Annotated in this window: 8 protein-coding genes and 1 tRNA gene; 8 read left to right on the forward strand and 1 reads right to left on the reverse strand. The window is 65.5% G+C overall.

Going from position 1 to position 12,057, the window contains the following annotated elements; translation table 11 throughout:
* The first annotated feature begins 65 nt into the window (after positions 1–65).
* From NV1_RS43920 to NV1_RS42535, 3 genes are all read left to right on the forward strand, one after another.
* Positions 66–557 (forward strand): hypothetical protein, encoded by a 492-nt coding sequence (locus tag NV1_RS43920; RefSeq protein WP_157117437.1) that lies wholly within the window; start codon positions 66–68, stop codon positions 555–557.
* Between the two features lie 873 nt (positions 558–1,430).
* Positions 1,431–1,658: a hypothetical protein gene (locus NV1_RS43925; protein WP_157117438.1), complete on the forward strand. Its 228-nt coding sequence runs from the start codon at positions 1,431–1,433 to the stop codon at positions 1,656–1,658.
* A complete protein-coding gene (locus NV1_RS42535; RefSeq protein ID WP_084525876.1) occupies positions 1,607–3,505 on the forward strand; it encodes a recombinase family protein in 1,899 nt (632 codons plus the stop codon). The genes NV1_RS43925 and NV1_RS42535 overlap by 52 nt, the downstream gene beginning before the upstream one ends.
* On the opposite strand, the gene NV1_RS28820 is transcribed toward NV1_RS42535, so the two are convergent.
* Positions 3,474–3,547 (reverse strand) — tRNA-Arg (locus NV1_RS28820). The genes NV1_RS42535 and NV1_RS28820 overlap by 32 nt on opposite strands.
* Positions 3,548–3,949: 402 nt before the next feature.
* On the opposite strand from NV1_RS28820, the gene NV1_RS28825 reads away from it, so the two are divergent.
* From NV1_RS28825 to NV1_RS28845, 5 genes are all read left to right on the forward strand, one after another.
* Entirely contained in the window at positions 3,950–5,986 is a 2,037-nt protein-coding gene (locus NV1_RS28825) for a bifunctional copper resistance protein CopD/cytochrome c oxidase assembly protein (protein ID WP_067898232.1), read from the forward strand.
* Positions 5,983–6,930: a threonine/serine dehydratase gene (locus NV1_RS28830; protein ID WP_245713974.1), complete on the forward strand. Its 948-nt coding sequence runs from the start codon at positions 5,983–5,985 to the stop codon at positions 6,928–6,930. Before NV1_RS28825 ends, NV1_RS28830 begins: the two co-directional genes overlap by 4 nt.
* 134 nt (positions 6,931–7,064) lie before the next feature.
* Complete coding sequence (gene ssb, locus NV1_RS28835; RefSeq protein WP_084525877.1) at positions 7,065–7,562, forward strand: single-stranded DNA-binding protein; 498 nt, start codon at positions 7,065–7,067, stop codon at positions 7,560–7,562.
* Between the two features lie 153 nt (positions 7,563–7,715).
* The gene (gene ettA / locus NV1_RS28840) at positions 7,716–9,392 is read left to right on the forward strand and encodes an energy-dependent translational throttle protein EttA (protein WP_067898235.1); all 1,677 of its coding nucleotides are present in this window, start codon (positions 7,716–7,718) and stop codon (positions 9,390–9,392) included.
* A 280-nt stretch (positions 9,393–9,672) separates the two neighbouring features.
* Positions 9,673–12,057: NAD-glutamate dehydrogenase domain-containing protein (locus NV1_RS28845; RefSeq protein WP_174557492.1), on the forward strand; the 2,385-nt coding region annotated here is incomplete at its 3' end.

Consider the following 12,057-nt stretch of genomic DNA (forward strand, 5'->3'; position numbering starts at 1 on the left):
CTCGATGATCGGGGAGAGCGTCTTGAACCGGCATAGGCGACGACGATGTCACGCACGAGCCCCGGATGCGCCGCGAGCAAGTCAGCGACCGATTTGATGATCGGCAGCACACCAGAGGTCCATTTCTGGAACCCTTGGTAGACACCTTCGGCAAGTTTCGGGATGTCGACCAGCACGGTCGAGATTTCTTTCAGATCGGTACGGGCCGTCTGGAAAAAGTTAATCAGGTCCTTTTGTCCCTGTGGGGTTTTCAGGAACGCGGCCAGGCGTCCGGTGAGGTCGTCGATCGAATGCAGCGCGGCCCCGTTGTCGGAGGCAGCCTTGAAGACCGACCCGATCGCCGAGCCGACATGTTCGGCGGTTTGGGCGAGTTCCTTGGCGCTGGTGACACCGTCGTGGATCCACCGCGACAGGGATCCGTCGTCGGAGGCTCTGGTGATGAACGCGTCGAATTTTTCTCCTGCGTGGCCGATGGCGTCGCCGAGGGCGGGGAATTCCTTCGACCCGGAGGCTTATTCACAAGCGGGAGAAGAAGCACAGTCCGGCAACGGCTTTGAGCATGCTGGCAAACTTGTCGAGTGGCGGCCGGAACCGGCCTCCTTCCTCGCTGAGCATCCGCCAGGTCTTCAGGTGCGCGACCGCGCGTTCGACCGCAGCACGAATCGCCGACAACGCGGTGTGAACTCCGCGTCGACCTGGCGCAACTCGAGACCACGGGGTTTGCGGATCGGCGCGATGTCGATCCCGGCGAGAAACAATTCCTGCTGTCTTCGGCACGGGGAAGCGGCCTCTTGGCTGTCAGCGGCACCGATCGTGCCGTGTTCGGATCGCTGGCCTCGCCCGCCGAACATGCCTTGATCACTACGTCGCCGAGCGAACTCGCCGCCATCGACGACGACGGCACTGAGGTGGATATCGACCTGAGCGTACTGCCGTCTCTGCGGCCACACACCGGCTCGGGCACGCGGGAGGACTCCGAGGACTCGATGTCGCTCTCGACAACGGAATCGACACCGAGGCCGAATGGGAGATTCTCTTCGACACTCCGAACGCCGCATGAACCCCCGATCGGATCCTGCAGGCCGGAGGCGTCGGCCTCGTACCTGCCCACCTCACCATCCGCATCGTCGACAGAAAGGTGATCACATGTCCGCGCACGTCGTTGGACCACGACCCGACCGGGCCGACTCTCCAGCCAGGCGGCCCCGGCGGGTCGGTCGGGGATTCGGTGGCGCGTTGCGGTACCCCGGTCGCGTCGCTGGGCGTATCGGGGGCGGTTGCCCTATGCGGATACGGGTCTGCGGGCCGGTGGTGGTCAGCGGCGGGGCACGAGATGTCTGCTTGACAGATTCGGGTGTATGGAGCGTTCATAGCGATCCGCGTCGACATTCCAGGGATATCGGATTCATCGCGCATCACGGAGATGCGCGATGAACGCGATGCCCAGAGACGGCGCGGAAAGGCAGCCGAGAAAACACCCTGCCGCGAATTCGGGGCGGGAACCGTATGTGAAGCCAGAGCCGGAGTTCGAGATCCGGATCGCTGAAGGGCGTGAAGGAGAAATGCTCGCCGAGTTCCAGGCCCGAGTATTGTGGGAGGTCACCAAATGGCAAATGGCCCAGAACAATTGCGTGAATGGGCAGGACGAAGCGGCGTAACACGACCACGCTTCGACGGAGAGCTGGAATACCGGATCGCGTTCGCGGGCCGGACATCGACCGCCGATCTGCAGGACCCGACACTGTCGATCCCGCGTCAGTATTCGAATTGCCAGCTCGCGACCCCCGATGGCGGGGCGATCACCGCGTCGTTCTGGGACGTCGAATCCGGGCGCAAAGAACTCGCCGACCGTGGGCATACGACAAATCACGAGCAATTCGACATCCCCGTCCCACGGGACGGCGGCATCCAAGAATTGCTGGCCGAAGCTGAACGACCCGACCGCCGTTTCGATTACGTCTTGTGCGAGTCGATCGAACGCATCGCCCGCCGCACCCACACCGGAACCGGCATCGAACACAGGCTCGAACGCGCCGGGGTGCGGCTGCTGGCCGCAGACGAACCCTTCCGCCTCACCCGGTCCGGCAGTCGCAAGGAGAAACGGGCCACCCAGGTCTTGACACGGCGGGTGAAACAAGGGATCGCCGAGTTCTATGTGCTCGAAATGCTGGAGAAGTCCTGGGACGGTTTCGCCGTGCACACCGAAGCCGGATACAACGTCGGCAAAGCCTGCTACGGCTACCGCGCCAAACTCGTCTCACACCCCGTCCCCGCCAAACGCGCCAGAGGCCAGAAGAAGACCCTCCTCGAGCCCGACCCGGACCAGGCACCCGTCGTGCAACGCATCTACCAAATGCGGGTCGAGGAACGACTTTCGTTCGGTGCCATCGCTGAACGCCTCAACCTCGACCTGTCACTGAACCCACCCCCGATCCCGGTGGATCCCGCCCGAGCAGTCGGACGCTGGACCGTCTCCAACCTCCGCGAGATCCTCGGCAACCCGAAATACACCGGTCACATGGTGTGGAACCGCCGGGCCCGAAAAAGCAACGGCGGCAAATACAATCCACCCTCCGAATGGGTCTGGTCCGAACGCCCGGTCCACGAACCGCTCATCACCATCGAAACCTTCCTGACCGTCCAGCAAAGCCGCACACACCGCGACCAATCCCGGCGCAGCCCAGGACTCAACCCGCACCCACAGACCAAACGCTCCTACCGCTACCGGTCCTACCTCTACTGCGACCACTGCGACCGACGCATGTTCGGCAAGACCCGCAAGGTGTCCGCCTACTACGTGTGCGGCCCGGCGAAGGGCTACATCCCCGACGGGCACCCCACGTCCGGATCGTTCTTCGTACGCGAACAAGCAGTCACCGAACACCTCAATACTTTCCTCAACGAGCATGTCTTCAGCGACTACCGTCGAAACCTGCTCGCGGCCAGCGACATCGACACCACCACCCGCCGCGACCGTGATCAACACCTCGCTGCCCTGCGCCGCGACATCACCGAAACCGAAACCAAGAGCAAACGACTGATACGCACCCTCGAACTGGTCGATGAACCCGACCAAGAACTCATCCGCGACATCAACGAACGGCGCAGCGAACTCCGCACACATCAAGCCCAGCTCCGCGACCGCGTCGCAGAGCTGGAAGCCCAGGAGATGCTGACCCCGAACCCGACCCTGATTGACCGGCTACCGATTGGGTACACCGACGTTGAGCAACTCCCCGAAGCACTCGCCCGAACGTTGTTCGAAGCCTTCCGACTGGAGATTCGCTATAACAAAGCAGACAACCATCTGATCTATCGGATCACTCTCACCACCCAGACCATCAGCGCCGCGCAGCGCCGTGCACACGATGCGATCCAGGCATCAGTGACTACACCCAACCACACAACGACCCAGCAGAACCCGACACCGCCACGTCATACCGCACGTAACGGTGCCGTTCCCATGTTCAGTGTGCCCCCGGCAGGAATCGAACCTGCGACCTAGGGATTAGAAGGCCCTTGCTCTATCCAACTGAGCTACGGAGGCAGTGCGGCACCAAACACCATGCCGCTTTGGATGCGTGCTGTCCAGTGAGGGGAGTATAGCGACCGTCCAGGTTTGTCCTGGTATTCGGAGAGCAACTCTCGGACATTTCGGTGCGATGTTGGACAGTGCCGGCCGGTGCGTCGGATCGGACACGGCGACCTGGCCGGTTGCCAGTCGGCGCAGTAGCTGAACCTGCTGCGGAGTGAGGTTGTGGCCAAGACTGACGCGACAGGCGCACCGGAACTCTCGGCGAGGGGAGCTGTCCGACGGTCGGTCACGAAACCTCCTCTCGGCACGGTGAGCCGACAGAGCGATTCGCGGGCATGTCGGCCGGGGCACAGCGGGTGCGCCGACGGCCGGGGCGAGGCCGATGTGCGGTGCGGACCGCATTACGCTCGATGCATGTCGTTACCGCAGGACCCGTCCACCGAACCTGACAGCCAGGCCGCTCGGTCGGAGTCCGCGGCGACGTTCTCCGCGCTCACCACGATGGCGATCGCGGTCGCGGCATTCGTCGCGCCGCTGATCGTAGGGCTGTCCGCGGCGCAGGCGCTGACCCTCCTGGGCATTCCCGATCCGGGCACGTTGACCACCTACGGACTTCCGGCGGTGCGGGCGATCGCGGATCTGTCCGCGGCGTTGGCGATCGGATCGCTGCTGTTCGCCGCGTTCCTCACCCCGCCGCAGCACAACGGCCTGCTCGACGTGGCCGGATATCGCGCGCTGCGCCGGGCCGGGATCTGCGCGCTGGTGTGGGCGGGCACGGCGGCTCTGCTGGTCCCGCTGACATTGTCGGACACCACCGGGCAACCGGTGCTCAGGACTCTGCGGCCGGAACAGGTATGGCATGCGATCGGCCAAGTGGAGGTCGCCGGGGCGTGGCGGACGACGGCCATCATGGCCTTCGTCCTCGCGGTGGGGTGTCGGCTCGCGCTGCGCTGGGGCTGGACGCCGCCGCTGTTCGCCTGGTCCCTGGCCTGTCTGCTGCCGATCACGCTCACCGGGCATTCCTCCTCGGGCGGTGCGCACGATCTGGCGACCAACAGCCTGATCCTGCATCTGGTCGGGGTGACGGTGTGGACGGGCGGACTGTTCGCCGTCCTCGCGCACGCGGTGCGCGGTGGCGCTCACACCGACCTGGCCACTCGGCGGTTCTCGGCCGTCGCGACATGCGCCTTCGTTGTCGTCGCGATCAGCGGCGTGATCAACGCCTGGGTGCGGGTGCCGTTGAGCGATGTATTCACCACGACCTACGGACAGCTGGTGGTCGCCAAGACGGCCGCGCTGTGTGCACTGGGCCTGATCGGATTCGCGCAGCGGCGCAAGGCGATTCCCGCCTTGGCGGCCGATCCGGGGGATCGGGGCGCGCTCATCCGGTTCGCCGGTGTGGAGGCGCTTGTATTCGCCGCGACGATCGGGCTCGCGGTCGGGCTGGGCCGCACCCCGCCGCCGGATCTGAAGACGGTACCCACACCGGTCGAGGTGGAAATCGGGTACAGCCTGCCCGGACCGCCGACAATCACCCGGATCCTGTTCGACTGGCGATTCGACCTGATCTTCGGGACATTGTCGATCGTGTCGGCCGCGCTGTATCTGGTCGGCGTGCGTCGCCTGCACGCGCGCGGTGACGCCTGGCCGGTCGGTCGCACCGTCTCCTGGCTGTGCGGATGCGCGGTCCTGCTGATCGCCACCAGCTCCGGCGTCGGCAGGTACGCCCCCGCCATGTTCAGTGTGCACATGGCACAGCACATGATGCTGTCGATGCTGGCGCCGATCCTGTTCGCGCTGGGTGGTCCGGTATTGCTGGCATTGCGGGTGCTGCCCGCGGCCGGTCGCGACGCGTCGCCGGGTCCGCGGGAATGGATTCTGGCCGCGGTGCACAATCCGGTCTCGCGGTTCATGACCCATCCCGTCGTCGCCGCGGTGTTCTTCATCTCCGGGTTCTACGCGCTGTACCTCGGCGGGATCTTCAACGCCGTCCTCGACGAGCACGGCGCGCATCTGGCGATGAATCTGCACTTCCTGGTGTCGGGCTACCTGTTCTACTGGGTGGTGCTGGGCATCGACCCGAAACCCCGGCAGGTGCAGCCGCTGACGAAGGTCGGCATGGTGTTCGGCTCGCTGCCCTTCCACGCCTTCTTCGGCGTGGCGCTGATGAGTATGACCACGGTGATGGGCGGCTGGTTCTATCGATCGCTGGGGTTGAGCTGGAACAACGATCTGCTCGGCGATCAGCACACCGGCGGTAGCCTGGCTTGGGCCAGCGGTGAGTTGCCGCTGGTGGTGGTCATGCTGGCGCTGCTGATCCAGTGGTCGCGCAGCGATTCGCGCGAGGCCAAACGCATCGATCGCGCCGCCGACCGCGATCACGATGCCGAACTGGCCGCGCACAACGCCATGTTCGCCGAATTGGCCAAGCACGATCGGGAGCAGCGGTGACCACGGTGGGGCGGGTGCCACGGCTGTACCGCTCCGACGTGCGTGCCGCTCGCAGGCGACTGGGCCGCCACATCCGGGTCACGCCCGTCTGCCATACCGAGGTGGCCGGTCCGAACGGTTCGGTCGCGGTAAGTCTGAAGTTCGAATATCTCCAGCACGGCGGCACCTTCAAGGTGCGCGGCAGTCTCAACGCGCTGCTCGCGTCGGGGAACGACGAGCGTTCGGTGGTCATCGCCTCCGGCGGTAACGCGGGCATCGCGGCCGCGCTGGCCTCTGCGATCCGGGGACGTTCGTGCACGGTGGTGGTGCCCGAATCCGCGCCGCACACCAAGGTCGCCGCGATGTGGGCCTACGGTGCCGAAGTGCTCTGGCGCGGAACGACCTACGTCGAGGCGACCCGGTACGCCGAGGAACTCGCCGCCGAACGCCGGGCCCTGTGCCTGCACGCCTACGGCCTGCCGGAGGTGATCGCCGGCGCGGGCACGATCGGGCTGGAGATCGAACGTCAGGTGCGGGCTCGGCCGCCCATTCTGGTGCCGGTGGGCGGTGGCGCGCTCGCGGCCGGCATCGCGGCCGCGCTCGGGCTGCGCGGACGGGTGATCGGGGTCGAACCCGCCGGCGCGCCGACCCTGCACGCCGCCCTCGCCGCCGGACGCCCGGTGGACGTGCACATCAACACCATCGCATCGGATGCCCTGGGCGCCACCAGGATCGGCGATATGGCGATGGAACTCGCGCAGCGCTACCACATCGGCTCGGTACTGGTGAGCGACGACGCGATCACGATGGCGCGGGAGTATCTGTGGCGCGAGTTCCGGATCGTGGTCGAGCCCGCGGGTGCGACCGCGCTGGCCGCGATCCAGAGCGGCGCGTATGTGCCGCAGCCGGAGGAACGGCCGGTCGTCGTGTTGTCCGGGGCCAATACGGACCTCACCACGTTCTAGCGCCGGGCCGGAGGAATCCGGAATGTCGTCTGCTCACAAGACGAAAGTTATCCCCAAATCAGGAATCGCTCTGGTACGCCCCTCGATGATCGGCGAGGCTTGATGACAACGTCGAAATGTCAAGGGGTGGAGTCATGTACGAGGCATATACGGCACTGGTCGGCAACGTGGTCACCCATCCGGTGCGGCGCAGCCTGCCCAGCGGGCAGCAGTTGGTGACCTTCCGGATGGCAAGCACCGCCCGCAGGCTCGATCGCGCCAGCGGCGACTGGGTCGACAACGGAACCGTCTACGTCACGGTGAACTGCTGGCGCAGACTGGTCGAGGGGGTCGGCGCCTCACTGAGTGTGGGCGATCCGATCCTGGTCTACGGCCAACTGCGCCTCAGTGAATATCACACCAGGGAGGGGCATTCCCGGCAGGATCTGGAATTACGGGCCAGCGCGATCGGACCGGATCTGGGCCGTTGTACGGCCAGCGTCGTGCGTCGCGGCGGTCGATGCAAACCGGCGCAGCCGGCGTTCTCCGATGCGGTGGCCGCCACGTCGTCCAGCGAGGCCGAGAGGTCGTCGCCGGAGCCCGCCGGGTCGCTGGTGGCAGCGCTGGATGCGGACGCCTCCGGGCGCGGGTGAGGCTGTTCGGGCGCGGGCGATACGATCGCTCCGCGCTGCCATCGATGCCGTGATCGGCACGGCTTCCGGAACCGGGGCAAAACCCGTTGCCTAGCTGGGCGGATTCGCCGGGCGGATGCGGCTGATCGGTTCGAAACCACTAGGGTGAGGGATATGGCTGAGTTCATCTACCAAATGAGGAAAGTTCGCAAGGCTCACGGCGACAAGGTCGTCCTGGACGATGTGACCCTGAACTTCCTTCCCGGCGCCAAGATCGGTGTCGTCGGGCCGAACGGCGCCGGTAAGTCGAGCGTGCTCAAGATCATGGCCGGACTGGATCAGCCCAACAACGGTGATGCGTTCCTGGCGCCTGGCGCGACCGTCGGCATTCTGCAGCAGGAACCTCCGCTGAACGAGGACAAGACCGTCCGCGGCAATGTCGAGGAGGGCCTCGGCGAGGTCAAGGTCAAGCTGGATCGCTTCAACGAGATCGCCGAGCTGATGGCGACCGATTACTCCGACGAGCTCATGGACGAGATGGGCAAACTGCAGGAGTATCTGGATCACGCCGACGCGTGGGATGTCGACTCCCAGCTCGAACAGGCGATGGACGCGCTGCGCTGTCCGCCGCCGGATGAGCCGGTCACCAACCTCTCGGGTGGTGAGCGTCGTCGTGTCGCGCTGTGCAAACTGCTGCTGAGCAAGCCGGATCTGCTGCTGCTGGACGAGCCCACCAACCATCTCGACGCCGAGAGCGTGCTGTGGCTCGAACAGCATCTGGCCAGTTATGCCGGTGCCGTCCTGGCCGTAACCCACGACCGGTACTTCCTGGACAACGTCGCGGAGTGGATCCTCGAGCTCGACCGCGGTCGTGCCTACCCGTACGAGGGCAACTACTCCACCTATCTGGAGAAGAAGGCGCAGCGGCTCGAGGTCCAGGGCAAGAAGGACCAGAAACTGCAGAAGCGCCTCAAGGAGGAGCTGGCCTGGGTCCGTTCGGGAGCCAAGGCTCGGCAGGCCAAGAACAAGGCCCGCCTGGGTCGGTACGAGGAGATGGCCGCGGAGGCCGAGAAGCACCGCAAGTTGGATTTCGAGGAGATCCAGATCCCCGCGGGGCCCCGCCTGGGCAGTGTCGTGGTCGAGGTCGAGCACCTGGACAAGGGCTTCGGCGATCGCCAGCTGATCAAGGATCTGTCGTTCACGTTGCCGCGCAACGGAATCGTCGGTGTCATCGGCCCCAACGGTGTCGGTAAGACCACGCTGTTCAAGACCATCGTCGGACTCGAGTCGCCGGACAGCGGCGAGGTGAAGATCGGCGAGACGGTCAAGCTCAGCTACGTCGACCAGAACCGCGCCGGGATCGACCCGCAGAAGAACGTGTGGCAGGTCGTTTCGGACGGTCTGGACTTCATCGAGGTCGGCACTCAGGAGATGCCTTCGCGCGCGTACGTCAGCGCGTTCGGATTCAAGGGCCCGGATCAGCAGAAACCGGCCGGGGTGCTCTCCGGTGGTGAGCGCAACCGTCTCAACCTCGCGTTGACCCTCAAACAGGGCGGCAACCTGATCCTGCTCGACGAGCCGACCAACGACCTGGACGTGGAGACGCTGAGCTCGCTGGAGAACGCGCTCGAGCAGTTCCCCGGCTGCGCTGTGGTCATCTCGCACGATCGCTGGTTCCTGGACCGCACCTGCACGCATATCCTTGCGTGGGAGGGTGATTCGGATAATGAGGCATCCTGGTTCTGGTTCGAGGGCAACTTCGAGGCCTACGAGGCCAACAAGATCGAGCGGCTCGGCCCGGAGGCGGCCCGTCCGCATCGGGTCACCCACCGCAAGCTGACCAGGGACTGATCCCGGCGCGGTTCGGCTACCGCACGGTAACCCCCAGACGAAACGTGTCTTTCGCCACAACTGGATACAATCGCCCAATAGGCAACGGGCGCAACATATGTCGGGCTTTCACCTGGTAGTGCGGTCATGCCCGCGTGAGGTAGGACCAACCGGGCCGCATTGGCGGCTGGGCGTCGCCGGGACTTTGGGAAGTATTTCCTCCGGTGTTCGCGACGCCCAGCTACCCTCGACTCCGGCGTCACTTTGTTACGGAACCGAATCCGAGGAGTTGGCGAAGAAAATGACGGTCTCGTCCGAATTGTCCAGTGCCGCGTGGGCGGCGGGGTTACCGGAGCCGCTGCGGGGCGAACTCGCGACGCTCGAGGAAGCCTATTTCCGCCACGTGGACGCCGGCGATGTGGACTGTGCTATCAGCGGAAGTTCGAGCCAGGTGTTCCGCCGGCACCTCGAGCTCGGTATGCAGCGGCGTGCGGGCGAGCGCCGCGTTCTGGTCCACCATCCCGACGACAACACCGGACTGGGTGCGGCGGTGCAATTGGTCACCGACGATATGCCGATGCTGGTCGAGTCGGTCACGGCCGCGCTGACCCGGATCGGAGTAAGCGTCAGCGAGGTGATCCACCCGATCTTCGAGGTGATCCGCGACGCCGATGGCCGGCTCGAGTCCGCGGCCGCGCACGAGGTGGACGGCCACGGCATGATCGGGCTGCGCGAGTCGTGGATGCATGTCCAACTTCACCCGTCGACCAGCCGTGAACTGCTGGCACGCGTGGAGAACGAGATACCCGACGTGCTCACCGACGTGCGTCAGGTCATCGGCGACACCCAGGCCATGCGCGCGATGCAGGACACGCTCGCCGAAGAGTTGAAGCGCGCCGCGAGGAACGGCACCGCGCCCTTCTCCTCGACGGATCTGATCGACTGCGCGAATCTGCTGCGCTGGCTGGCCGCCGGCCACTTCACCGTGCTGGGTTACGCTCGCTACGAGCGCGCCGACACGGAGTCGAATTCCGTTGTGGTGCCGGACAGTTGCCTCGGTGTGCTGCGTCCGGACGTGGGCACCGACTTCCGCGTTCCGGTCAACGGCGGCGACCGGCCGTTGCTGATGCTGACCCAGGGCCTGGTCCCGGCCACGGTGCACCGCTCGGTCTACCCCTACTTCATCGGCGTCGCGGACTTCGACGACTCCGGTGCGCTCGTCGGAAAACACGTCTTCATCGGTGTGTTCACGGTGACCGCCCTGCACGCGAACGTGCTGGACATTCCGGTTATCGAGCGCCGGGTCCGTTCGGTCATCGAGGCCAGCGGATTCGATCTGGATTCCTTCTCCGGGCAGGCCATGCTCGAGGTGATCCAATCCTTCCCGCGCACCGAATTGTTCTCCTCGGACGCCGAGACGATGCGCCGCACCGCCAGCGCGGTGCTGAATGTCGGCATGCGGCGGCAGGTTCGGCTGTTCCTGCGCTCGGACTCCTACGGTCGTTTCGTGGCCTGCATGGTGTATCTGCCGCGTGATCGCTACACCACCGCGGTCCGCCTCGAAATGCAGGACATCCTGGTTCGTGAGCTGGGCGGCGTCTCCATCGACTACTCCGCTCGGGTTTCCGAGAACGAGCTCGCCAGTGTGTATTTCACGGTGCGGCTGGCCCAGCCGGGCACGCCGGTGGATACCTCGGAGTCGAACCGGCTGCGCATCCAGGACCTGCTCGGACGCGCAAGCCACACCTGGGACGACGATCTGCGCGAAGAGGTCTCCCGCTCCACGGTGCTCGATCCGGCTGTCGTGCAACGGTATTGCGCTGCCCTGCCCGAGGCCTACAAGGAGGATTTCGATCCTTCCCGCGCGCTGGCCGATATCGTGCGGCTCGAGCATCTGGGCGGCGACCGCATCGAGCAGCACCTGTATCGACGACCCGGATCTGCTTCCGGCTCATGGCGTTTCACCCTCTATGTCGGTTGCGGCATCTCGCTGAGCCAGGTCCTGCCGCTGTTGCAGAGCCTGGGCGTCGAGGTGGTCGACGAGCGCCCGTACCAGATGGCGTTCGAGGACGAGCGGGAGTGCTGGATCTACGATTTCGGCCTGCAGGCCCGCCCGGACCTGCTGAGCCGTGCGCTCGACCGGAACATGGACGCCGAACTCATCGAGACAACCGATCGGCTCGAGGTGTTCGCTGCCCGGGAGCGTGGTCTGCGCGAGCGGTTCACCGAGGCATTCGACGCGCTGTGGTACGGCCGCGCGTCGGCGGACGCGCTGAACGAGCTGGTCCTGCGCGCCGGCCTGCACTGGCGCACGGTGTCGATCCTGCGCGCCTACTCGCGGTACCTGCAACAGGCCGACTTCACCTACAGCCAGGCCAATATCGCCCGCGTATTGCTGGCCGCACCCGACGCGGCACGGCTGTTCGTGGACCTGTTCGCGGCGATGTTCGATCCGGATTCCGCCTCGCCGGAGCGGGCCGCCGAACTCGAGCAGGAGTTGGCCGAGCGGATCAACGAGGTGGTGAGCCTCGACGCCGACCGTATCCTGCGCTCGATCCTGAGCCTGGTGAAGGCGACGTTGCGGACCAACTACTACCGCACCGACGAGAACGGCGAACCCCGGCCCTACCTGTCGATCAAGGTGGAGCCGCATGCGATCGCCGAATTGCCCAGGCCGCGGCCGCAG

It is taken from the genome of Nocardia vaccinii NBRC 15922 (genome assembly GCF_001613305.1).
Lineage (GTDB): Bacteria > Actinomycetota > Actinomycetes > Mycobacteriales > Mycobacteriaceae > Nocardia > Nocardia vaccinii.